The sequence below is a fragment of the Amycolatopsis benzoatilytica AK 16/65 genome (assembly GCF_000383915.1).
GTDB lineage: Bacteria > Actinomycetota > Actinomycetes > Mycobacteriales > Pseudonocardiaceae > Amycolatopsis > Amycolatopsis benzoatilytica.
The window spans coordinates 5,674,933-5,698,532 of the sequence record NZ_KB912942.1; the positions used below are offsets into that span (position 1 = coordinate 5,674,933).

18 protein-coding genes and 1 other RNA gene are annotated in these 23,600 nt (G+C 71.5%); 4 read left to right on the top strand and 15 right to left on the bottom strand.

Annotated elements, in window-relative coordinates:
• The first annotated feature begins 113 nt into the window (after nt 1-113).
• Both gabT and AMYBE_RS0126125 read left to right on the top strand, forming a co-directional pair.
• Nucleotides 114-1,469 (top strand): 4-aminobutyrate--2-oxoglutarate transaminase, encoded by a 1,356-nt coding sequence (gene gabT, locus AMYBE_RS0126120; protein ID WP_020662346.1) that lies wholly within the window; start codon nt 114-116, stop codon nt 1,467-1,469.
• Nucleotides 1,466-2,893 (top strand): aldehyde dehydrogenase family protein, encoded by a 1,428-nt coding sequence (locus AMYBE_RS0126125; RefSeq protein ID WP_020662347.1) that lies wholly within the window; start codon nt 1,466-1,468, stop codon nt 2,891-2,893. The genes gabT and AMYBE_RS0126125 overlap by 4 nt, the downstream gene beginning before the upstream one ends.
• Here AMYBE_RS0126125 and AMYBE_RS0126130 read toward each other — a convergent pair.
• Together AMYBE_RS0126130 and AMYBE_RS0126135 are read right to left on the bottom strand one after the other, a co-directional pair.
• Nucleotides 2,874-3,638: a helical backbone metal receptor gene (locus tag AMYBE_RS0126130; RefSeq protein ID WP_020662348.1), complete on the bottom strand. Its 765-nt coding sequence runs from the start codon at nt 3,636-3,638 to the stop codon at nt 2,874-2,876. The two genes, AMYBE_RS0126125 and AMYBE_RS0126130, sit on opposite strands and share 20 nt — an antisense overlap.
• Complete coding sequence (locus AMYBE_RS0126135) at nt 3,635-5,053, bottom strand: RNB domain-containing ribonuclease (RefSeq protein ID WP_425386915.1); 1,419 nt, start codon at nt 5,051-5,053, stop codon at nt 3,635-3,637. The genes AMYBE_RS0126130 and AMYBE_RS0126135 overlap by 4 nt, the downstream gene beginning before the upstream one ends.
• A 113-nt stretch (nt 5,054-5,166) precedes the next feature.
• Here AMYBE_RS0126135 and AMYBE_RS0126140 point away from each other — a divergent pair, with 113 nt between their 5' ends.
• Nucleotides 5,167-6,129 (top strand): ATP-binding protein, encoded by a 963-nt coding sequence (locus AMYBE_RS0126140; protein WP_020662350.1) that lies wholly within the window; start codon nt 5,167-5,169, stop codon nt 6,127-6,129.
• A gap of 247 nt (nt 6,130-6,376) precedes the next feature.
• On the opposite strand, the gene AMYBE_RS0126145 is transcribed toward AMYBE_RS0126140, so the two are convergent.
• The 10 genes from AMYBE_RS0126145 to rnpB all read right to left on the bottom strand — a co-directional run bounded on the left by AMYBE_RS0126145 (nt 6,377) and on the right by rnpB (nt 18,378).
• Nucleotides 6,377-6,574 carry a hypothetical protein gene (locus AMYBE_RS0126145; RefSeq protein WP_020662351.1) on the bottom strand — a complete coding sequence of 66 codons (198 nt, stop codon included), beginning with the start codon at nt 6,572-6,574 and terminating at the stop codon, nt 6,377-6,379.
• Nucleotides 6,575-6,598: 24 nt separating this feature from the next.
• Nucleotides 6,599-9,085, bottom strand: coding sequence for a hypothetical protein (locus tag AMYBE_RS46810; protein WP_020662352.1), 2,487 nt, complete (start codon nt 9,083-9,085; stop codon nt 6,599-6,601).
• 110 nt (nt 9,086-9,195) lie between these two features.
• The gene (locus AMYBE_RS0126155; protein WP_020662353.1) at nt 9,196-10,191 is read right to left on the bottom strand and encodes a C40 family peptidase; all 996 of its coding nucleotides are present in this window, start codon (nt 10,189-10,191) and stop codon (nt 9,196-9,198) included.
• A 2-nt stretch (nt 10,192-10,193) separates the two neighbouring features.
• Complete coding sequence (locus AMYBE_RS0126160; protein WP_020662354.1) at nt 10,194-10,790, bottom strand: hypothetical protein; 597 nt, start codon at nt 10,788-10,790, stop codon at nt 10,194-10,196.
• A gap of 3 nt (nt 10,791-10,793) precedes the next feature.
• The gene (locus AMYBE_RS0126165; protein ID WP_020662355.1) at nt 10,794-12,869 is read right to left on the bottom strand and encodes a hypothetical protein; all 2,076 of its coding nucleotides are present in this window, start codon (nt 12,867-12,869) and stop codon (nt 10,794-10,796) included.
• Between the two features lie 46 nt (nt 12,870-12,915).
• Complete coding sequence (locus AMYBE_RS0126170; protein ID WP_020662356.1) at nt 12,916-15,873, bottom strand: ATP-binding protein; 2,958 nt, start codon at nt 15,871-15,873, stop codon at nt 12,916-12,918.
• A gap of 3 nt (nt 15,874-15,876) precedes the next feature.
• Nucleotides 15,877-16,365 carry a hypothetical protein gene (locus AMYBE_RS0126175; protein ID WP_020662357.1) on the bottom strand — a complete coding sequence of 163 codons (489 nt, stop codon included), beginning with the start codon at nt 16,363-16,365 and terminating at the stop codon, nt 15,877-15,879.
• A gap of 12 nt (nt 16,366-16,377) precedes the next feature.
• On the bottom strand, nt 16,378-16,641 hold the full coding sequence (locus tag AMYBE_RS0126180; protein WP_020662358.1) for a hypothetical protein: 264 nt from the start codon (nt 16,639-16,641) through the stop codon (nt 16,378-16,380).
• 467 nt (nt 16,642-17,108) lie between these two features.
• Nucleotides 17,109-17,966, bottom strand: a complete 858-nt coding sequence (locus AMYBE_RS0126185) for an SCO6745 family protein (RefSeq protein WP_020662359.1) — start codon at nt 17,964-17,966, stop codon at nt 17,109-17,111.
• 22 nt (nt 17,967-17,988) lie between these two features.
• Nucleotides 17,989-18,378, bottom strand: an RNA gene (rnpB, locus tag AMYBE_RS43640) — RNase P RNA component class A.
• 179 nt (nt 18,379-18,557) lie between these two features.
• Between rnpB and AMYBE_RS0126190 the strand changes: the two genes are divergently transcribed.
• The gene (locus tag AMYBE_RS0126190; RefSeq protein WP_034289224.1) at nt 18,558-19,799 is read left to right on the top strand and encodes an SLC13 family permease; all 1,242 of its coding nucleotides are present in this window, start codon (nt 18,558-18,560) and stop codon (nt 19,797-19,799) included.
• A gap of 6 nt (nt 19,800-19,805) precedes the next feature.
• On the opposite strand, the gene AMYBE_RS0126195 is transcribed toward AMYBE_RS0126190, so the two are convergent.
• The 3 genes from AMYBE_RS0126195 to AMYBE_RS0126205 all read right to left on the bottom strand — a co-directional run bounded on the left by AMYBE_RS0126195 (nt 19,806) and on the right by AMYBE_RS0126205 (nt 23,600).
• Complete coding sequence (locus AMYBE_RS0126195; RefSeq protein ID WP_020662361.1) at nt 19,806-21,545, bottom strand: hypothetical protein; 1,740 nt, start codon at nt 21,543-21,545, stop codon at nt 19,806-19,808.
• Nucleotides 21,546-21,729: 184 nt separating this feature from the next.
• Nucleotides 21,730-22,914 (bottom strand): bifunctional RNase H/acid phosphatase, encoded by a 1,185-nt coding sequence (locus tag AMYBE_RS0126200; RefSeq protein ID WP_051124769.1) that lies wholly within the window; start codon nt 22,912-22,914, stop codon nt 21,730-21,732.
• Nucleotides 22,863-23,600, bottom strand: coding sequence for a zinc ribbon domain-containing protein (locus AMYBE_RS0126205; RefSeq protein ID WP_020662363.1), 738 nt, complete (start codon nt 23,598-23,600; stop codon nt 22,863-22,865). The genes AMYBE_RS0126200 and AMYBE_RS0126205 overlap by 52 nt, the downstream gene beginning before the upstream one ends.

Below are 23,600 nucleotides of genomic sequence, written 5' to 3' on the forward strand. Positions count from 1 at the left end.
TGACGGCGGGCCGCGAAAGCCCCATCCTGAGGGGCGACCCCCCAGGTGTCGTGAGTGCTCGCGCCGGTCCTTTCCGGCCGCACCGCCCCACGACCGCGACGCAGGAGCGACCCGTGACTACCAGCATCGCCGCCGAGCCGCAGGCTCCGGCACCCCGGCAGCGCAGGCTGCAGACCGCAATCCCCGGGCCCGCTTCCCGTGCGCTGCAGGAGCGCCGCGCCAACGCGGTCGCCGCGGGCGTCGCGTCGACGCTGCCCGCCTACATCACCTCGGCCAGCGGCGGGCTGCTCACCGACGCCGACGGCAACGTGCTGATCGACTTCGGCTCGGGCATCGCGGTGACCAGCGTCGGGCACTCCGCGCCCGAGGTGGTCGACCGAGTGCGCGAGCAGGCGTCCTTGTTCACCCACACCTGTTTCATGGTGACCCCGTACGAGGGCTACGTGGAGGTGTGCGAGGCGCTGGGCGAACTGACGCCGGGCGACCACTCGAAGAAGTCGGTGCTGTTCAACTCCGGTGCCGAAGCGGTCGAGAACGCCGTGAAGATCGCGCGCACCGCCACCGGCCGCCAGGCCGTCGTGGTGTTCGACCACGCCTACCACGGCCGCACCAACCTCACCATGGGCATGACCGCGAAGTCGGTGCCCTACAAGCACGGCTTCGGCCCGTTCGCGCCTGAGGTGTACCGGGTGCCGGGCTCCTACCCGTACCGCGACGGGCTGGCCGGCCCGGAAGCCGCGCGCCAGGCGATCGACCGGATCGAGAAGCAGATCGGCGGCGACCAGGTAGCGGCCGTCGTGCTCGAACCCATCCAGGGCGAGGGCGGCTTCATCGAACCGGCTCCCGGTTTCCTGCCGGCGATCTCGGCGTGGTGCCAGGCGAACGGCGTCGTGTTCGTCGCCGACGAGGTGCAGACCGGCTTCTGCCGCACCGGCAACTGGTTCGCTTCAGAGCACGAAGAGGTCGTCCCGGACCTCGTCTGCACGGCCAAGGGCATCGCGGGCGGTCTGCCGCTGGCCGCGGTGACCGGGCGCGCGGAACTGCTCGACTCGGTCGGCCCGGGTGGCCTCGGCGGCACCTACGGCGGCAACCCGATCGCGTGCGCCGCGGCGCTGGGCGCGATCGAGACCATGCGGGGCGAGGACCTGGCCGGCTCCGCCAAGCGCGTCGCGGAGCAGGTGCTGCCGCGGCTGCGAGCGCTGGCCGAGGAGACCGGCGTGATCGGCGACGTCCGCGGCCGCGGCGCGATGCTGGCCGCCGAGTTCGTCAAGCCGGGCACCACTGAGCCGGACGCCGACCTGACCAAGCGGATCGCCGCGGCCTGTCACGCGCAGGGCGTCGTGATCCTCACCTGCGGCACTTACGGCAACGTCGTCCGGCTGCTGCCCCCGTTGTCCCTGTCCACCGAGTTGCTCGACGAGGGCTTGGCGGTCCTCGAGTACGCGATCCGCACGGAGGCTGTGAAGTGACTTTTCCGTTCTGGGTAGCTGGAAAGCCGGTCACCGCCGGCGATACCGCCGTCGTCCGGCATTCGTTCGACGGCTCCGACGCCGGTTCGCACTACCTGCCCGGACCGGGCGAGGTGGAGGCCGCGGTCCAGGCCGCGGCGGACGTCGCCGACGAGTACGCGACGCTACCCGCGCACGTCCGTGCGGGCGCACTCGACCACGTCTCGCGCCGTCTTGCCGAGCGGGCCGACGAAATCGCGCAGCTGATCACCGCGGAATCGGGCAAACCGCTGAAGTGGGCGCGCGGCGAGGTCGGCCGGGCGGTGTCGACGTTCCGCTGGGCGTCCGAAGAGGCCCGCCGGTTCTCCGGCGACCTGCAGCGGCTCGACACCGACCCGGGCGGCACCGGACGGCTCGCGCTCGTCCGCCGCGTGCCGCGCGGCCCGGTGCTGGGCATCACGCCGTTCAACTTCCCGCTGAACCTGGTGGCGCACAAGGTCGCTCCGGCGATCGCGGTCGGTGCGCCGATCGTGCTCAAGCCGGCCCCGGCCACGCCGCTGACCGCTCTGCTGCTCGGCGAGATCCTGGCCGAGACCGGCCTGCCGGCGGGCAGCTGGTCGATCCTGCCGCTGGGCAACGAGGCGACCGCCGAACTGGTCAAGGACCCGCGGCTGCCGGTCGTGTCGTTCACCGGTTCGGTGCCGGTCGGCTGGGCTATCCGCGACACGGTGCCGCGCAAGCATGTCGCGCTGGAGCTCGGCGGCAATGGCGCGGTGCTGGTCTGTCCGGACTGGACGGACCTGGACTTCGCCGCGCAGCGGATCGCGACCTTCGCGATGTACCAGGCCGGGCAGTCGTGCATCTCGGTGCAGCGCGTGTACGCGCACGCCGACGTTTACGACGAACTGCAGGCCAAGGTGCTGGCGCAGGTCGCCGCGCTGCGCACCGGAAACCCGCGCGAGGACGGCGTCGACGTCGGCCCGCTGGTGAACGAAGCCGCCGCGGCCCGGGTCGAATCCTGGGTCTCGGACGCGGTGGCCGCCGGCGCGAAGCTGCTCGCCGGCGGCGGCCGTTCGGGTGCGACGGTGGAGCCGACCGTGCTCGCCGACGCCCCGGAAGACGCTTCGGTGATGGCGGACGAGGTGTTCGGCCCGGTCGTCTCACTAGTCCGGGTGTCCTCTGTGGACGACGGGGTGGCGCGCATCAACGCGTCCCGATTCGGCCTGCAGACTGGCGTTTTCACCCGCGATCTGCCGACCGCGTTCGACGTGTCCGCCCGGCTCAAAGTCGGCGGCGTGCTGGTCGGCGACGTGCCGAGCTTCCGCGCCGACCAGATGCCCTACGGCGGGGTGAAGGACTCCGGCGTCGGCCGGGAAGGCCCGGCCGCGGCGATGGCGGACTTCACCGAGGAGCGGGTGACCGTCCTTACCGGACTGACTCTCTGAGCGCCGCGTATGCGTCCACTAAGGACGGTCCGTACCACGTGAGGTAGCGCCCGGAGATCAGCACCGGACGCATCTTCGGGAAGAAGCCGGGGCCGTCGTCCTGGGTGAACTCGTACGGCTCGTCGGGCAGTACGACCAGGTCGGCCCCGGTCTCCCGGATTTCTTCCAGGGAAGGCCGGGGATAGCGCTCCGCGTGTCCGGAGTAGACATTCGCCACGCCGACGCGGCGCAGCACGTCCCCGGCGAAGGTGTCGCGGCCCAGCACCACCCATGGCTTGCGCCACACCGGGATGACCGCCCGGTGCCGTACCGGCGCGGTCTCCCGCCAGAGGTCCTCGGCGGTCACCAGCCAGTCCGGCTCGTCGATTTCGTACACCTGGGCGAGAATGCGTCGCAACGAACCCAGCGCGGCCGGCACCGATTCCGCGGCGGCCATCACGAACACCGGAATCCCGTTGGCCCGCAGGGTTTCCACATCCTCCGGGCGGTTTTCCTCGGAGTTCGCCAGCACCAGGTCCGGTCCGAGCGCCAGCACCCGGTCCAGCTTCGGGTACTTCGACCCGCCGACCCGTGCCACGTCCAGCTCCGCCGGATGGGTGCAGTAATCCGTCGCCCCGACCAGCCTTCCCGGCGCACTGACCTCGACCGCCTCGGTCAGCGACGGCACCAGCGACACCACCCGCCGCGGCGGTCCGGCCAGCGGCACCGGCTCGCCGAGATCGTCCACCAGTTCCGCGTTCCTCATACTCGCTCGAACGACACCTTCCGCTGCTCGACGTCCACCTCGGTCAGCCGCACCGCGATCCGCGCGCCCTCCGGGAACCGCTCGCCGGAGCACTTCGCCATCACCGGCGGATGCTCGACCAGGATCTCCGCCCGGGTCTCCTCCGCGCGCAGCACCACCGCGGTGAACTCGTGCCCGACATGCTCGGCCAGCACCCACGCTTCGACCTGATCGATGCACGCGCGTTCCACCCGTGCCGCCAGACTGTCCGAAGCAGACATTTGGCCGGGCACCTCGGCCAGCGCTTCGCGCACCCATTCCGGAACCTCGCGTCCCGCGGTCACCGCGAGGCACACCTCGGTGCCGAACCGGTCGACCAGCCGGCGAATCGGCGCGGTGACATGCGCATACGCCCCGCCGATCCCGGCGTGCGTGGTCACCGCGGGCAATTCGCCGTCGAACGCCGTGTATCCCGCGCCGCGCAACAGCCGCGTCGTGTCGGCGTACAGCGCCATCGACTCCGGCCGTCCCGGGTCCAAAGCGGACAGAAACTCCGACACGGCGAGTTCGGCCGGCCACGCCAGCCCGACCGCCGCGGCCGAGCGCCGCAACCACTGGACCGCGTCGGATTCGGGCGGCGGCAACGTCCGCAGCACGCCGACCCCCGCGTCGATCATGATCCGCGCCGCCGCCATCCCGGTGAGCAACGAGATCTCGGCGTTCCACGCGTCGACGACGGTACGCGGCCGGCGCGCGAGCACCCAGCCGCCGTCCACCCCGCCGCTGATCTCCTGCTCCGGCAACTGCAGTTCGACCGCACCGCGCTGCACGGCCAGCCTCCGCCGCAACCGCCCGAGATCCGGCAGCGCTTCGACCGAGGGATGCGGCCGCCCGGTGACCAGCGCCGCCTGCACCCCTTCGTAGTCGAGCTGCTCGGTGGACCGGATCAACGCCCGCCGCACCCGGGTCGCCTCGATCTCGCCGTCCTCGCCGACGTCGATCGTCCACAGGACAGCGGGCCGTACCTCGCCTGGCAGCAGGCTCGCCGCGCCCTCGGACAACACCGGCGGATGCAGCGGCACGTTCCCGTCCGGCAGGTACAGCGTCTGCCCGCGCCGCCGTGCCTCGTGATCGAGCGCCCCGCCCGGCGGCACGAACGCGGCGAGGTCGGCGATCGCGTACTGCACCCGGAACCCGCCCGCCCTGCGTTCGATCACCATGGCCTGGTCCAGGTCTTTCGACCCGGGCGGATCGATCGTGACGAACGGCAGGCCGGTGGCGTCCTCGCGGCCGCCGGCCGAGGCGAGCGGATCGAGCACCGCCGCTTCGGCCTCCGCGAGCACCTCCGGCCCGAACGATTCCGGCAACGCGAACTCCGCCCGGAGACGACCGAAGTCCCCTCCCGACGCTGGCGTTCTCAGCACGAGTGGCGGCACGCTCCAACAGTATCCCGCCGGACCGCCCGAGATCGCCCGTTCGGGCGCGGGCCGGTCGGGTGTAGCGTGCCATGCAACTGATAACCGTCTTCATTTTCAGAAGGGGCAGGCACGTGAAGATCGCGTTCGTCGGCAAGGGCGGCAGCGGGAAGACGACTCTTTCGTCGCTGTTCGTGGCCCATCTGGCCGGTGCCGGCCACCCGGTGCTGGCCATCGACGCCGACATCAACCAGCACCTGGCGGTGGCGCTGGGCGCGAGCCCGCAGCAGGCGCTGACCTGGCCGACCCTGGGCGAGCACCTGCCCCTGATCAAGGACTACCTGCGCGGCGACAACCCGCGCATCGCCTCCGCCGACGCGATGATCAAAACCACCCCGCCCGGCCGCGGCTCGCGGCTGGTCCGCCCGTTCGAGGACAACCCGGTCTTCGACGCCTGCTTCCGCCAGCTGAACGGCGTCCGGCTGGGCATGACCGGCCAGTTCACCGAAGACGACCTGGGCGTCTCCTGCTACCACTCGAAGGTCGGCGCGGCGGAGCTGCTGCTGAACCACCTGGTCGACGGCCCGGACGAATACGTGGTGATGGACATGACGGCCGGCGCGGACGCGTTCGCCTCGGGCCTGTTCACCCGGTTCGACGTGACGTTCCTGGTATGCGAGCCGACACTGCGCAGCGTCGGCGTCTACCGGCAGTACGCCGACCATGCCCGGGATTTCGGCGTGCACCTGGTCGCGGTGGGCAACAAGGTGACCGACAGCGACGACGTGGAGTTCCTGACCGCGCAGCTGGGCCCGGCGCTGCTGGGCTGGATCACGACGTCCGGCCACGTCCGAGCCGCCGAGCGCGGGGCGGCGCGGCCGATCGGCGAGCTGGAGCCGCAGAACCTGTCCACGCTCGCCGCGATGAAGTCCCAGGTGGACGAGACGCCCCGGGATTGGGTGCGGTATCAGCGGCAGGGGGTGGAGTTCCACCTGCGCAACGCCCAGGCGTGGGGCAATGGCCGGGCGGGGATGGATCTGGCGGAGCAGGTGGACCCGGAGTTCGTGCTGGACCCGGCGGTGTCGGCGGGCCGCTGAGGCCGCGTCAGCGCGCCAGGGCCCGCCCCCTGGCGCGGTAGCACGGCAGGGCGCTGAGGACAGCTGGACAGGTCCGTCCGCGGGGTTCGGCCGGACGAGCCCGGCCGACCGGAACGGATCCGTCCGGGCTCGTCCGCACAGCTTCCCGTCGAGCGCGATTCCGGCAGACCGCTCTCGCCGTCCGCGGTGGGGAGCGCGGGCGCTGCTCGGCCGAGAAGCACCTCGCGCTCGGGTTTGCCCGGCGCGGTCAGTCGCCGTCCCATTTGCGGTCGGCCGCGTCGGCTTCTCGGGTGCGTTCGCGGGCGATCTCGAGCGCACGGCGGGCCGTGGCCTCGTCCGGGTACGGGCCGAGGAGGTCGACACCGCGGCTGCGCTCGAGGTGCTCGACTTCGCGAGTGCGAGTGTTGTAGTACCAGCCCTGGTCGGGGTTCGGATCGTCAGACATAGGTTCAGCCTGGCACTTCGCCGCTCAGTTGCGCCAGCGGAACGGGATCTCGGTGGGCGCGCCGGTGGGACCGAACTCGGCTGGCGCGTCGGAGTCCTCGTGGTCCGGGTGCTCGTCGAACCACCCGCGGGAATCCGGCACCGCGATGCCGCGCGGCGGAGTCGCGGCGTCGTCCTCGGGCGCGCGGTGGCTCGGCTCCGGCACCGGCGGCACGGCCGGTTCCTTCCCCGGGAAAACCGGCAGCTCGGTCCGATGCACCCGGCTCGCCGGCGGCGGCGCGGCCGGCCCGGTCTCCTGCCCGGGAAAGACCGGCAACGGCCGTCCGTCCGGCCCGGTCTCAGCCGGACGAACCCCGCCGCCGGGCTGCGGCAGGGGGAACTGCCCCGACGGCGTCGGCGGCTGCCCGTAGGCAGCGGGCGACGGGGCCGGCGGCGGACTGCCGAATCCCGCACCCTGCGGCGGATCGACCGGCGTAACCGGATGCTGCTCCCACGCGGGGGACGCCGGCTGCCCGTACTGCGGGACTCCCGCCGAACTCGGCGGCTGAACCGGCGCGGGAGGAGTCTGCTGCGGCCCGGCCATGGCCGGCGGCGGTCCGGCCGGAGGCTGCGGCGGGGCCAAAGGCGGTTGGTGAGGCACTGGCCCAGGCTGAGACTGCGGCGGCACCGCCGCGGATGGCGGCACTGGCTGATACGGCGGCACCGCGCCCGCGTGCGGCGGCTGTGGCATCGACTGCTGCGCGACGCCCCCAGCCGGAGTCCCCGGCGGCGCGCTGGGCATCGGCGGGCGCGGTTCGTATGCCGCCGTGCTCTCGATTGGCGGCCGAGGCTGCGTGACGCCCGGTGCATACGGACCCGGTTCAGGCCGACCCTGCTGGCCCACCCCACCCGCGGCATTCCCTTGCGGCGGAACAGCTTCCGCCGCAGGGCGGGCCGGTTGCCGCGGCTCGTGCACGTAGGGCTTCGGTTGCCACGCCTGCCGGGCACGGAGCTGCGCGTCGCTGGTCGCGTCGCGGCGTCCGGACGGGACCGGCGAATCCGGGACGGCCGGAGCACTCGCCGGATCGGCCACCGGACGCGCTGGAACACCCGGGACGACAGACTGGCCCGCCGCTGCGATCGGCGGCTCGGGCGTCGTCGGCTGCGCAGACACCTTCGCCGGTTCGGGCGTCCTCGGCGGCTCGACGGGAACTGGTTCCGTCGCCACCCGTTCAGCAACCGGCACAACCGGCTCCGCAGGCGCCACGGGTTCCGCTGCGGGTTCGGCGACCTCCACTGGTTCCGCGCTCGCCTCGCCGAGTTCCGCTATCTCCGAGTCGGGTGCCGGAACGGCGGGCACCGCGGCGTCGTCGCGAGAGGCAACCGGGACCGGCTCGGCGAGAGGCTCCTCGACCGCAGCCGGACCTGCCGCCGACACCTCGTCCACGCCAGATCGCGGGGCCTCGGCAGGAGGCTCGACCGCAACCGAGGGCTCGTCCGCAGCCTCCGCGACCTCCTCCTCGACGGGCGGCGATGTCCCGTCAGCCGGAGCTTCCTGGACCGAAAAACCCGTCTGTTCCGGTTCTGCGGCGAGCGATGTCTCCGCAGTCTCCGGTCCGCCCGCGCTCTCGCCGACAAGTGGTGAAACCGGTTCGGGCGCAACCGATTCCCGGGCTTCCTCCACCGGAGGCGGACTGGGCACCACCGGACCGGGCGGTGCCGAAGACTGCTCCCGACCGCCAGCCGCCTCGGCCGCGCCCGGCGGCGGCCCGGCCGGCGCGGGCGGCTGCACCGGCGGCTGCGGGACTAGGCCGGCCGGCGGAGCCTGGCTGACATTCCTTGACGGCACCGCCCCCGGGACACCCGGTCCAGCACCGGAGCCCGAGTCCGCCGCTCCCGGACCACCACCGGAAACCGACCCGGGCATCCCCTCCTCAGGCCCGTGCGGCACCGACCGCCACACCGGTGCCGGGCCGATGTTCATCGGAACCGGCGCGGCCAACGGCCCCGGTGCCGCCGGCTCCCCGGGCACCGCCCCCGGCGGGCCCGCCGGACTGCCTGGCATCCGCTTCTGGATCGGGTCCAGCGACGACACCAGAACCGTCGTGCGCTCCGGGTCCTGGACTTTCCGGCCGCTGCGCTCGCGGTACACCATCTCGCCTTCGGCGTCCATCTCGACGAGGTAGCCGGCTTCGGCCAGCTGCTCCTCGTCGAGATCGACCAAGCGCTCGTACCGGGACGGCACCACCCGGTAGACCGGCCAGGACAGCTGCCCGTGCTGTGCGTGGAACTGGGCCAGCAGCGCCGCCATCTGCTGCTGCCACGGCAGCGACATGCCCTCGGCCAGCGACCGCGGCAGGACGACGTACCCGGGGTCCACGCCCGGCCAGCCCTGGTTCAGCAGGTCCGCCAGCGGAGTGCTCGACGCGGGGTGCGCGGACTGGCGCGGCGGCTGCGGCGCGCCGAACAGCGCCGCCGGGTCCTGGGGCTCGTTCTGGCCCGCTTTGCCGCGCTTGCCGAATTTCCGTGCCACGTGTGCCATCCTCTGCCAGCGCGCGGCCACGTGCTCGTGGACAGGCCGCGACTTCGGGTGAATCCGGACCCGTTGGACCGGGTCAAGAGCCGGTGCCTCCCGTACCCATGCTAGACGCCGGGGCGCACCGCCTGCGGCACGACTTCGCGCTCGTCGAACGAGAACGGCCGGACGTGCACCGGAACGCCGGTCTGCTGGGCCTCGACGATCTTGCCGCCGCCCAGGTACATCGCGACGTGGTGGATGGTCGAGGGATCGGCCGGGTCGGTCGCGAGGAACACCAGGTCGCCGGGCTGCGCCTCGCGTACCGGGAGCATCGCGCCCGCCTTGTACTGGTCCCGCGACACGCGCGGCAGGATCACCCCCGCCGACTCGTAAGCGCGCAGCATCAGACCGGAGCAGTCGAACGAATCCGGGCCGGTCGCGCCCCACACGTAGGGCTTGCCCTGTTCGGCGAGCGCGAACTTGATCGCCTGCGCGGCTGCCTGGCTCGGCGGCAGCGCCGCGCCGACACCCTGCCCGCAGCCGACCACGTCGGCGATCTGTCCCAGGTTCTGCACCAGCGAAGCCGCCATGGCCTCCCACCGGTGGTACCGGTCCGGAAAACCGGAACGCTCGACCTGCTGCGCAGCGTCCCCGGGGCGCATGTTCTGCCAGTCCTGGACGGCCAGCAGCACGTCGTAGAACTTGTTGATCGCGTAGTTCGGGTCGGTGACCTGGGCCGCACTGCCCCAGTTCATCGACGGGCGCATCTGGAAGATGCCGAGCGAGTCGCGGTCGCCGTAGTGCACGTTGTGCAGCCGCGATTCGGTCATCCCGGCCTGGATCGCGACCTGCCAGGCACGCGGCGCCAGACTGCGCTGTTTGCCGATCGAAATGATCAGCGACACGGTGTTGCGCGATTCCTGGTCGAGCTGGGAAGCGTCCGAGCCGCCCTGCGCCGGCTGCCCGGGCTGGGTGGGGCCGATCGCCGCGTCGCAGGCCGCCGGGGCGATCCCGCCCGCCGCCGCCTGCTGGTCGGTGACGACCTTCGTCACGACGTTGCTGGTGAGCACAGCGGCGAAAACCGCGGCGACCAGCACCGCGACGAGAACCGCGATCTTCACGGTCAGCTCGCCTGGTCGTAGTCCGATACTCGCCATCCCGCGTCAGTCTTGACCACGGTGATGCTGAGTTTCGGACCGTCGGTGGGGACCACGACCTTGACCGAGCTGACATACGACTCGACGACCGTCGGGTCGCCGGTCACCTTGGTTGCCGGGATGTTCCCCGGGTCCACAGTGGACATCACGGGCAGGTACTCGTCGGTGGTGAGCCCGCGCATCCCGTTCAGCCAGTCAGCGTTCGAGATGCCCGCCGGATGGCGCACCCAGGCGTTCGCCCACTGCCTGGCGACGTTGACCGCCTCCGGGCTCGGCGCCGCTGAGGTAGGCGTGACCAGCGGCTGGGTCAGCCGGGTCGGCAGGGTCTCAGTGCTCGGCACCGGGGCCGCGACGCCGGTGTGCGGCGCGGCTGACGACGACGCCGCGGCGCCGGTCTGCGCGGCCGCCGGTTTGCCGAGCACCTTCGGCAGGCCGATGCCCAGCGCGGTGACTACCAACGCGAGGAACACCAGCGTGCCGACGAGATGCCGGGGCGAGCGGAGCGGGAAACCCCACAGGCGGCGGTAGACCGCGGTCCGGCCGCGGTTGGTGCGGATCGGCACGGGTCACCGCCCCATGACCTGGTCGGTGTCGCGCACTTCGATGCCGCGCGACGGGCGATACAGCACGAACACCGGTTTCCCGGCGACCACCTCGGGGTCCACCCGGCGCGGCTGCGCCCGGATGCCCGGCGGCGTGTAGCCCGGCTGGTCCGGGGCGGGCGCGGAGTACCCGCGGTCCGGCGCGCTCATCCGGGACGGCACGACCACCGGCTCCGGCTCGTCGCTCCACCGCCGGTCCGCGACCGGGGACGTGTCGACCTGCCTGCTCTCCCGGAGCGGACGGCCCGAACTGGACAGCACGTAGTCGCCGGGCGCGCCGGCCACCGGGTGGTACTGGCCGAACACCGGCGCCGCGCCGCCGCGGCCCGCGGGCAGCGCGCCCGCGGCCGACTGGGCCGGACCGATCGCGCCCGGCCACGGAGCGCCGGACCACGCCGCGGCGGGACGAGCGGCCCGGGAGCCGTTGTCGAGCCGTTGCGCGCTGGCGAACACCGCCGCCTCGGGCCGGTAGCGGCCGCCGCCGACGGTCGCGCCGATCGGGCCGCGCACCTCGCCGTCGACCACGTCGTCGGTGTCGCGGACGTTCTGCCAGAACTCGTCCTGCGGCGTCGGCCCGTTGTTCCCGCGAAACCGGGAGAAAATCCCGCCGCGCGGCGACGGCACCGCACCGCCGACCATGCTGACCGACATCTCGACCATCTGCCACAACCGCCGCACCGGACGCCCAACCAGGAACAGCAGCACGGTGATAAGCCCGGCCAGCACCATCTTGGTGAGCAGGTTGAGCGAATCGCCCGCGCCGAAGATCGCCTGCAGCAGCAGCGCGTGCACGCCGGCCAGGACGGACAGCACGACCAGGTTGAACGCGATCGCGCCGGCCACCTTGAGCACCCGGCGCAGGATGTCCGGGTGCAGCAGCGCGACCAGGCCGATCAGCGGCGCGGTGAGCGCGAACAGCCGGATCAGCACCTGGGCGAGCAGAACGGACGCCTTGGCCAGCAGCTGGAAAAGCGAGTAGACGAGGCTCTGGCCGAGAGCGAGGAACCCGGACCCGGTGCGACCACCGGCTTCGCCGGTGAAGTAGCCGGTGGTGGGGCCGAGTTTGGTCGAGATGTCTTTGAAGGCAGCCTTCTTGCCGTCGATGACGTCCTGCTTGGCGTCGTCCCCGTTGCGCAGCTGCGGCCAGGTGAACGCTTGCGCGTCGAGCAGCTTCTCCCCGTATTGCTTGGCCTGCGGCGAATTCGGGTCGCCGAATTCCCCGCGCAGCCAGTTCTGGTAGACGACCTCGTTGTGCAGCTCCGTCGGCAGGATGTGCCGGACGACCTTGTTCTCCGAGTTGTCGACGAACCCGGATTGGATATTGGTCGTGGTCTGCACGATCGCGTTGTCGATCGGATCCAGATAGCGCAGCATCGCCAGCGACGAGGCCGCCAGCCACACCGCGGCCAGCCCGTACAACGCGCGTTTGCTGACCCCGGCCAGGTCACCGCGCCAGATCTTGCTGAACAGCATGATCGACATCAGCAGCGCCACCAGGCCGAACAGCTGCGCGTAAACGTTGTTGTAGACCTTCTCCGCGCCGGACTTCACCGCGTTGTAGATCGGGTTCAGCAAGCCGCCCTCGAGCACCGTGTAGTGCAGCGAGTTGGTGGCCCCGACGATGTTCTTGCCGATGTTGAAGAGCTGGTTGCCCGCCCAGGTGTCGATCGTCGTGCTCGGCGACGCGATCGCCGACAGCGCGGTGCAGTTGGTCTGGTAGGTGTTCCAGACCAACCCGGCGTAGTTGTACTGCAGGTACGGGCTGCCCGCCTCGCCGTGGCCTTCGACCGGTGGGTCGAGCGCGCCGACCATGCCCGCCCCGGGACGCTCCGGATTGGGCGATTCCCCGCACGCCGCGGCGTTCGCCGCCGGGGCGAAAAGCACCGTTTGCACGCCGATCACCGCCACCACGGCGAGCATCGCCGCGCGGCGGCTGGGGCGGCCGCGGCCGGGTTTCGGCCCTTCCTTGATCCGCTTGCGCAGCGCGTGCCAGCCGGCGGCGAACGCGAGGACGAACGCCAGCGTGAAGACGGTGTTCACGCAGGCCTCCTCGAGGCCGTCGCCGGCCGGGTCGGATCAGCGGGTTTCATGCGGCATCCCTGCCGGTGCCGCCTTTGCCCGCGCGGGCGTGCCGGTCCTCGGCCGAACGTCCGTTGTGCACTGCACCCTCCACCTCGCCGGTTTCGGACGCGAGCGGGTCCGGCGAGCCCAGCAGCTGCTCGTCGGCGAGACCGACCTCGAGTTCCGCTTGGAGTTCGAAGTCGTGTTCCAGCTCGTCGTCCTCCGGTGGGGCGGGGACGTACGGCTTGGCCTCGTCCTCGCGGGGTGCCACGAGTTCGCTGCCGGGTTTCTTCGTGCGTGCGTCGGGCGAACCGGGGGTGGTGTCCATGACCGCGCGCAACGAGTCGAGATGCGGGCCGGAGAAGTCGACGCGGATCCGCTCCACGCCGCCGGCGCCGTCGCCGAAGATGAACTGCCGGGGCTCCATGTCGCGTTCCAGGCCGCGCTGCGCACCCGGGCGGCGGCCCAGCGCCGCGACGACCTGCTCGTAGCCGACGCCGACCGGCACCTTCAGCAGCCGCAGCGCGTCCGCCTGGGCGTCGTCGTCGTCCAGCCTGCCGACGAACACCGAGTCCAGCAGCGCCACGAAACCCTGGATCTTCAGGAAGTCCGCCGGGATCTGCGACGAAAGCAGCACCCGGACGTTCCACTTCCGCGAGTCACGAGCGAACCGGTTCATCAGCACTCGCCCGGTCGGCACCTCGGACAGGAAGAACGCCTCGTCGATCCAGACGCCCTTGCGCAGTTCCTTCGGCTTCTCGTACACCGACCGCTGGGTCAGCCAGGCCGCCAGGTTCAGCATTTCCACGCCGAGCGATTCGGCGTCGGTCCAGTACTCGCGCGGCACGCCGTCCTTGGGCAGGGTCAGACCCGCCATGGTCAGCACGGTCATCCGGTCGTCGCGGGTCTCGGCGTACGGGTCCGCGCCGTCCTCCGGGATCAGCAGCGCCATCCGCTCGCGCATCTCGTCCAGGAAGTCGGCGACCACGACCGCGTGCTCGTGGTGCTCGCTGGAGTCGCGCCGCAGCGCGTCGATGACCTGGCCCGGGTCCGCGTCGAACCGGCCGCCGACCGCGCGGACCGCGCGCAGCAGCACGATCCGGGTCTGCGCCATCCGGGACACCTCGTACGGCAGCACGCCGGTGAGCACGTCCAGCACCAGCCGCCGCCGGGTCGCTCCGGCGAGCGCCTTTTCGCGCCGCCAGGAGCGTTCCGGGTCCTCCTCGTCCATGAAGTGCTCGATCAGCGGATCGGCGACCACCCGGTACGGGTTGAGGATGCCGGGCTGGGCGTTGAGCAGGTTGATCGGCCGCGCGTAGGGGCGGATCTCCGGCAGGTCGCACAGCCGCGACAGCGGGCCGGACGGGTCGAGGATCGTCCAGTGCGCGCCGGCTCGCAGCGTCTTGTAGACGATTCCGCCGCCGAGGAACGACTTGCCGCCGCCGAGGCCGGCCACCATCGCGGTGAGGCCGGATCCGTCGCGGATCTCCTGTGCCATCCACGGATCCCAGGCGACCGGCCGCCGGGTCGCGGTGACCGTTTCGCCGAGCAGGATGCCGCGCCGGTCGCCGACCTCCGCGGTCGCGGTGGGCACCGCGGACGCCGTCCACACCACCGAGCCGCGGCGCATGTACGCGGCCGAGGCGAGCGGCTCGCCCGGGATGAACTCGCGCGCCATCGCGTACTGCGCTTCCGGGTGCTCGATGGCGATCTTCGGCTTGTACAGGTCGAGCAGCTGCTGGGCGAGCCGCAGCGCGTCGCGCTCGGTCGGCCCGGAGACCGCCAGCCGCCACCACGACCGCACCCGGGTGGCGAGCGCGGTGAAGCCCGACGTCATCTCGTCGTCGATCTCCAGCACCCGCCCGGCCTGCCGCGACAGCGACTGCGGCGGTTCCAGCTCGTGCTCGTCGGTGTAGTGCTTGACCTGCGAGCGGACCTTGTTCATCTGCCGCTGCAGCTCGCCGGACACCTCTTCCGGGCGGCGCACGTAGATCCGCGCGGACACCTCGACCGCGGCCGGCAGCCGGTCCGCGTGCTGGATCCACGGGTCGTCCACCTCGGGGATCTGCAGCCCGTGCATCTGGCCGACGGTGAGCACCGCGAGGTGCCGTGACACGCCGGCGTTGGACCCGGTGCGGCCGCGCACGGTGACCGTCGGCGCGTACGGGTCGGCGTGGAAGTCAGCCGCGTCGGTGAAACTGGCGAGGTCTTCCGGTTCCCAGGCGGCGCCGGGCACGGCGGGCATGTTGCGCGGCGCGGGCAGGCCCAGCGAGCAGGAGCGGTGCATCAGCCAGGACATCTCCTCGGCGTGCACCGGGCGGCCTTCCAGCCCGGCGCTGCCGATGACCTGGTCGAGGTGCTCGATCTCGGAGTCCAGCGCGGCGAGTTCGGCGTCGACCGCCTCGGGCAGGATCCGGCGCAGCACCGGCGCGGCACGCTCGACCGCGCGGTCCACCATCCGCCGGGTCTGCACCTGAACGCCCAGGTAGACCTCTTTTTCCGCCATCGAGCGGCCCATCAGCTGCTGCTGCTCGCCGATCAGGTAGTCGTCGAACGACGGCGCGCCGGGGACGTCGTTCGGCCGGCCGACCGCGTTGTGCACGTGCGCCTCGGCCCACATCCGGATCGGGTACGGCCGGTTCGTGACGCGCAGGTGCAGCCAGCGGCCCTGCAGCTCGGAGTACTGGCCGGCGATGGCCGCGATCAGGTCCCGGCGCTGCGAATCGGACCGGAACGACCAGCGCTGCGGTGCGAGCCGGTACCAGGCGTACACCTCGTACCCCGTCCGCAGCAGGTGCCCGTCGATGCTGCGCGCGGCGATCGACGGCGTGTACGCCGGTATCGCCTGCTCACCGGGCAGCCGGCGGCCCTTGCCGCCGGAGTTCTTGCCGCCGGACGGCGAACGGCCCTGCGACTGCGCGTTCCACGCGTCGGCAGGGGTGTCCCGATCCCGCTTCCCTCGGCTTCCGCCGCGACCGAACAACGACTACCTCCCGGCCCGAGCCGCGGGGCGGCTCCGGCGCGCTCGTGGTGCTCCCTGATTCCCGGCCCTGGTTCCCGCTCCGCGGCTGACGCCGTGGTGCTGGTATTGCCGCCTTCTTTTGTGCTTCGGCAGCGGGCGCTGCGCCCGCACCCGGACCCGGCTGGCGCTCGCCGCGCCGCCCTCGCCCGAAGTCTGTTCACGCGGCGCGCGCAGCTCCTGGCCCATCATCGCGATCACCGCGCCCAGCGGGCGCTCGTGGCTGATCTTGGCGGTGATCAGCCGGGTGATCACGATCGTGGCCACGAACGCCCACGCCGTGGAAAAGAACCCGAAACTCCAGCCGACCCACCGCTCCACGGTGAGCACGAGCAGGAAGATGGGAATGCCGACGAGCCACGCGACGTAGCGGGCACGCCAGGGAAAAGTCGCCTTCGGCGGGCCGAGCCAGACGGCATCGACCCGGTATACCTCGTCATCGGTCCTGATCCGCACGCCTGCTCCGCCTCAGCCGGTGAACAGGCCGGCGATCCACTGGCCCACGTTGACGCCCGCGCCGCTCACCGCCAGCCCGATGATCGCGAGCGCGATGACGACGCCGGCGAGCCGCCGCATGACCCCTGCGTTGTCTCCCTTGCCGCCGCCGAGCCACAGCAGCAGAAGCGCTACCGCGAGCAGCACGAGCGGGATGACGTTGTCGAGCAGCCAAGTGCGGACATTGGCGGTGCCGAGCCCGGCAGCCAGCGTCTCGAGGGTGGTCATGCTGGTCATCGCGATACTCCCGGTGCACGGTTGGCGCCGCGCTGGTCTGGCTTCGGCGAAGCTGTGAACACCATCATGGCGTTACTTGGCGTAATGGTCAAAGCGCGCTGGGTACATGTCGACTTGTGGTCAAGGTTGGGTGCTGCGGTCCGGTGCACAGGATTGCTCGCCCTCCATCATCGTGGCAAGGGTGCTCCGGATTAACCCCAGCCACCCGGATTTCGCAGCGCACCGGCGAAGTGGCCCCGCAGGAGGTGCGGTGGTCACTCTCGGTGCGCTCCAGCCCGGCGTGTCGGGCGGGGACCAGTGTGACATGCCCCGATCGGCCCCTCGCCGCGAGTCCGGTGCGTGAGCGCGGCGCTTGGAAAACGATCTGGAATCGATCACTCTCCGATGCGATTCCGGTCACTACCGCGCCCGAAGTGCGCACTTGTTCACTACAAAGCGTGATCTCGGGCAGCCCGGCCGCCGCGAGGTCAGCCGCGCGGCTTGAGGCTCGGGATCGCGCCCGCCTTGATCGCGGTACGGCCGAGCGGACGGCACAGCTCCGCCAACCGGGCGGTCTTCTCCGCGCCGAGGTGCTGCCACGGCCCCCGCGACGCCGCGTTGGTCGCCGCTTCGACCCGCTCCCGCAAGTCCTGCCCGCGCTCGGTGAGCGTGCCGTCCGCGGCGAGGATCCCGTCGTCGGTCAACGCGGCGACCTCGGCGTCCCACTGCTCGTCGCTCCACCCCCGGGTGCGCCTCACCGCGGCCGCGGCGGTCCCGTCGCCGGTCGCGGTGTGCGTGACCAGCGCGGCGAGCCCGGAAAGCCCGTGCACGGTCAACGCGGCGACGTGCGCGTCCCCGCGGTACTCCCGCAGCAACGTGAGCGCGTGCCACAACACGAGGTGCGGCTGTTCGGGCCAAGCCAAGTGTGCATGCCCGGCGTAAAGCGGACGCCCTTCCGGCGTAGCTCCCTCGGTCGCTTCTCGCGCCAGCTCCGCGGCTTCGGCGACCGCTGCGGACGCGAGCGTTTCTTCCCCGAGCAACCGCCGGTAAGCGTCGTCGACCGCCGCGAACCGAGCCGCCAGGATCGCTTCCGGCGTCGCGAGCTCCCAGGCACGCGGAACGGACCGGGCGACTGTCTCCGGGTTGAAGTTGTGGAACGTCGCCGTGACCACCGCCGGCCCGACCGGCCCCATCGCCGCCGACCGGCTGGCGAAGTACGCCATCGACCCGCCCTCGAGACCGACGGCGGAGAGCCGTTCCTGTGCCTCCGGCGCGAAGTAGATCAGAGCGTGCAGGACATCGAAATTCTTCTTGAACGCGACAGCTTCCGCGGCGGCTTCACCCATGCGGCTGATAGTAGTGATGCGGCGGACGAGCTGGCATGTAAGCCGGATCCTGTTCCTGCCGGGCCTCACGGCCGGACAGGCGACGGTCATCCATCTGGACCTGCCGTTGCCGACAGGCTCTAGCAGCCTACCCGCAGACATCGGACGGGCCGCCCTCAATCGCCTGCGCAGGAGCCGAAACTCCCTCTTGGCCTTGCTCCGGGTGGGGTTTACCTAGCCATCCCGGTCGCCCGGGATGCTGGTGGGCTCTTACCCCACCGTTTCACCCTTGCCTCCCGCCTCGCGGCGGTGGCGGTCTGTTCTCTGTGGCACTGTCCCGCGGGTCGCCCCGGGTTGCCGTTAACAACCACCCTGCCCTGCGGAGTCCGGACTTTCCTCGACCGTTTCCGGCCGCGACCGTCCTGCCAGCTCGTCCGCCGAAGCAGCCTACCCGGTGGCCGGGGCGGGGCGGCGAGGGCGGGTTGGGTTCGGCCCGGCCGGCCGGCCCGGTGTCCCGATCCGGAGCACGCCCCGGGGTAGCGATCCGGCTTCGGGGTGCCGCACCGCACAAGCCGTCCCAAGCTCGACCGCGACCCGGCTACCGTCCTCACCGTGCCCAGCCCCCTAGCCGCAGCAGCCTCCCTGCTCCTGCTGGCGATCACCCTTCTCTTCGCGATCACTCGTCCGCGGAACCTCCCCGAAGCAGCTGTCGCCCTCCCCGCCGCCGCTGTCGCGATCGGACTGGGTCTCACCACCCCCCAGGAAGCCGCCCAGAGGACCGTTCAGATCCTCCCCACGCTCGGCTTCCTCGCCGCGATTCTCCTGGTCAGCCACCTGGCCGCGGCGGAAGGCGTCTTCACCTGGCTGGGCGGGAAACTCGCCGAAACCTGCCGGGGCAGGCCCCGCCCTCTCCTGCTGCTCACCTTCGCCGCCGCCGCGCTGGTCACCGCAGTTCTCAGTCTCGACGCGACGGTCGTCCTGCTGACCCCGGTGGTGCTGGCCACCGCCGCGCATCTGAAGCTCACCGCGCGCCCGCACGTCTACGCCTGCGCACACCTGGCCAACTCGGCCTCCACCCTGTTCCCCGTCTCCAATCTCACCAACCTGCTCGCTTTTTCCGCCTCCGGCCTCACCTTCGCCGGCTTCACCGCGCTCATGGCAGTGCCCTGGCTGGTCACCATCGCCATCGAGCTGGCCGTCTTCGCCTGGTTCTTCCGCGGAGACCTCAGGCAACCGCCCAGCACCGAAAAACCCGAGCACCGCGAGCCCCCGGTGTTCACCCTCGGGGTCTTGGCCGTGATGCTCGCCGGCTTCGCGACCGGCCAGCTGGTCCACGTGGAACCGGTCTGGATCGCCGCGCTGGCCGCGCTGGTCCTGGCCGCGAAGGCGTTGGCAGAACGCAAAATCCGCCCCTGGCAAGTGATCACCGAGGCGTCGCCGCTGCTGGTCCTGTTCGTCGTCGCGCTGGCGGTAATCGTGGAAGCCGTCGACAAACACGTCCTGGGCGGCCTGCTGCAGAACCTCCTGCCGACCACCGCCGGCCTGCCCGAGCTTCTGACCGCCGCGGCGGTCGCCGCGATCCTGGCGAACCTGGTCAACAATCTGCCGGCGACCCTGATCCTGCTGTCCGTGCTGGGCCCGCACCCGAATCAAGGCGTCCTGCTCGCCGTCCTGCTCGGCGTGAACATCGGCCCGAACGCGACCTACCTCGGCTCGCTGGCGACGCTGCTCTGGCGGCGCGTCGTGCTGCGCCACGGCGAGCACCCGAGCGCACGCGAATTCCACGTCCTCGGAGCGCTCACCACGCCGGTTTCGCTGGCCGCCGCGACCTGCGCGCTGTGGCTGGTGCGGTGAGCGGACTCAGCCGCGCGGAGCGATCGTGCTGCCCCGAGCCAGGGTCGGCCCGCAATCGGCCAGGCCGTTCCCGAACCGCTGCGCCTCCACGTCCATCATGGTGACCTGCGCGTAGTGCTGCACCGCCGCGAGCTTCGCCGGATCGGTGACCGCGTCCTTGCGGACGAAGTCGCCCTGGCGCTTTCCTTCGCCGGGATACACCAGGATCGGGTAGTAGTCCCGGTCGATCCGCGGGTCGATGCTGATCTGGTTGCCGTCCGCCCACGGGCCCCACGAGTGGATGAAGGTCGGCTTCACGACGTCGAACACGTAGTCCCGCAGGCCCTTGATGTTCTCGTCGTGGGTGAGGTCCGCGATCGGCGCGTTCACCAGGCCGGCCATGTCGACCAGTTCGAGCCGGCTGGTCATCGACGAGCCGCCGAGGTCGGGCAGCAGCAGCGACGCTTTCTGAAGGCCGAGCATGTCCGCGTAGGTGTTGAAGCCGCGGCCGAACCGGTCCGCGATCAGGCAGGCCGGCACCGTCGGGCGCTTGATGAACTCGTCGGAGTGCTGGACGAAACCGATCGCCGACGGGACTGTCGCGGCCACCAGCACCACCGACGCGATCGCGCGCCACCGCGGCTGCACCGTCCGCAGCAGCTCGGCGAACGCCATGACGCCGGACAACGTGCCGAGCACCCACACCGGCGTCGCGAAACGGTACTGCGCCATCCAGTCCGGCACCATCACGCCGTAGGCGATCACCCCGAGCGCGAACGGCACGACCAGCGCGAGCAGCGGACGCCGCCAGGAACCCTTGCGCAGCGCCCAGATCACCACCGCGCCGAGCACCACCGTCAGCGCGACCCCGGCGTACACCGCCAGCTCGTGCGGCCGGACGATCGAGCTGAGCGTGGGCAGACCTTGCCGCTTCGCCACCGACGGGTTCGCCAGCAGCCGGTGGAATTCCAGGTAGCGCCACACCACGTAGGCGCCGAACAGCACTCCGAACGAAGCGATCGACACCAGCGCGGACCGGAAGCTGGGCCAGAATCCCTCGCGCTTCACGCCGAACAGCAGGACGATCGGGTACGCGCTGGCGTAGATCAGGCCCTCCGGCCGGGTCAGCGCGGCGGCCGCGACGAGCGCGCCGGCCCCGATCGCGACCTTGAACGACAGCGGGTTTTCCTTGCGCAGCGCGGTGAACAGCAGCGCGGCGAGCGCGGTGACGAGGAACGCGAAGAGCGAGTTCTCCAGCCCGGAGACGACCCAGATCACGAACGACGGGATCGCCGCCAGGCCGAGACCGGTGGCGAGGGTGACCGCCCACGCGTGCCTGTGGAACACCTGCCGGGCCACCAGGTGGCAGAGCACCAGGATGCCCGCGGTGAAGAACAAGCCGAGCAGCTTGGGGAACAGCACGTAGTCCGGGACGCCGAACAGCAGTCCGTGGTCGAACAGCCCGGCGAGCTTGCCGAGCGCCAGCAGGACCATCCAGGTCGGGTCGGAGAACCCTTCGACCGGCGGGGCGCCGGGGGCCAGCACCGGGCCGAGTCCTTCGGCGACGCTGCGCGCGTAGGAGAACGTGATGGCCGCGTCGTCCACGATCCAGTGCGCGTAGCGGGTGGCGTGCCAGGCGACCGCCGCGACGCCGGCCAGCACCGCCAGCGTCGACGCCAGCCAGCTCAGCCGGAACCGCGCCGGCCGCTCGGCCGTCTCCTCGGGCAGGTCGGGCTCGGATACTGCGGTGAGTGCGCTAGCGGTCATGTCCTCGTCACTGTTTCCGTTCGCGGATTCTGGCCGAAGAAACGCACGAGCCTGCGCCCCCCTTGAAGTCCCGGCCGGGACCTGCGCCGCGGCGCCGCGGTCGACACCGCACTCTAGCCAATACCTCATCCGGGCCAGTGGAGGCGTCATCCCCGAGCGTGATCCACGCCACATTTCATCCGGGTCAGGACAGGTGCGAGATGTCGTTGACGAGCCGGACCGAGGCGTTGCCGTCCGGGTAGAACTCGACGATCGACAGCGAGGCCAGGTCCAGGTGCAGCCGGAACAGCAGCGACGGCCCGGCGTCCAGGCCGATCCGCAGCAGGGTCTTGATCGGCGTCACATGGCTGACCAGGACGACGGTCTGCCCGTCGTACTGTTCGACCAGGTCGCGGCGCGCCTGGCCGACCCGCTCGTAGACCGCGTCGAAGCTCTCGCCGCCGGGCGGCGGGCAGGACGAGTCGCCCAGCCAGTCGCGGTGCAGCTCCGGGTCGCGGCGCGCGGCTTCGGCGAAGGTGAGGCCCTCCCATTCGCCGAAGTCGGTTTCGATCAGGCCGGGGTGCGTTTCCACCCGGCCGCCGAGCGCGTCGGCGACCGCCTGGGCGGTCTGCTTGGCGCGCATCAGCGGCGACGCGACGATCGGCGCGGCTTCGCCGTTTTCGCTGAGCAGACCGGGCATGGCGGCGAGCCGCTTGGCCGCGGCGCCGGCCTGTGCCAGTCCCTGCTCGGTAAGCGGGACGTCGCCGCGACCGGAGTACCGGCGGTCGATCGACATCGCGGTCTGACCGTGGCGCAGCAGCAGGAACCTGGTCGGCGTGCCGACCGCGCCGGTCCAGCCCGTCGGGGAAACCCGGTCCGGCTGGACGGCTTTCGCCTTCGGCCGTTCGGGGGCGGCCAGGCTGGCCGCCTTGCCGGTCCCGTCGTCCATCGCGATGTTCGCCAGCCGGTCGGCGTGCGAGTTCTCCGCGCGCGGAATCCAGGTGTAGCCGACGCGGGCGAACTGCCCGGCGATCTCGCGCGCCCGCGCGGCGAGCGGCTGCAGCGCGGCGTGCTTGATCTTCCACCGGCCGGACATCTGCTCCACCACGAGCTTCGAGTCCATCCGGACCTCCACCGCGGACGCGCCGAGCTCGGCGGCCGCTTCGAGGCCGGCTACCAGGCCGGAGTACTCGGCGACGTTGTTCGTGACGACGCCGAGGTATTCGTGGCGTTCGGCGAGCACCTCGCCGGTCGCCGCGTCCTTCACCACCGCGCCGTAGCCAGCCGGACCGGGATTGCCCCGCGATCCGCCGTCGGCCTCCACTACGACCCGGTCGGTCACAAGCCCGACTCCAGGGTGCGGACGAGGATCGCGCCGCAGTTCTCGCATTGGACCACGACGTCCTCGGCGGCCGCCTTGATCTCGGAGACGGTGGCGCGGTCGAGTTCGAGCTGGCACGCGCCGCACCGGCGGGCGCGCAGCAGCGCGGCGCCGATGCCCTTGTGCTCGTGCACCCGGGTGTAGAGCTTGAGCAGCGGCTCCGGGAACCGCGGCAGCAGCTTCGCGCGGTCCTCCTTGCGCCGGGCCTCGGTGGTGTCCAGGTCCTTGAACGCCTCGTCGCGACGGGCTATCGCTTCTTCGACCGCGTGTGCCGCCTGGTCGACCTCGGCACCGGTGCGCTGCGCGTCCAGGCCGAGTGCCTCGCGCTGTTCCATCAGTTCGATCAGGTCGTCCTCGAGCGCGCCTTTGCGGCGGCCGAGCGTCTGCAGCTCGTGCTCGACGTCGGTCATCTGCTTGGCGCTGACCGACCCGGATTCGAGCAGCTTGCGGTCGCGGTCCTCGCGCGCCCGCACCGATTCGACCTCTTTCTCCTGCCGGGCGATCTCCCGGTCGAGGTCGGACATGGCGGTCTCGACGGACACCCGCGCGTCGCGTTTGTCCCGGACGGTCTTCTCCCCGGCCTCGATCTCGGCGAGCTCGGGCAAGGTGCGGCGGCGGTGCGCGACGCGCGAAAGCTCGGCGTCCACCTTCGCGAGTTCGAGCAGCTGACGCTGGACGGCGGGGTCGGCCTTCAC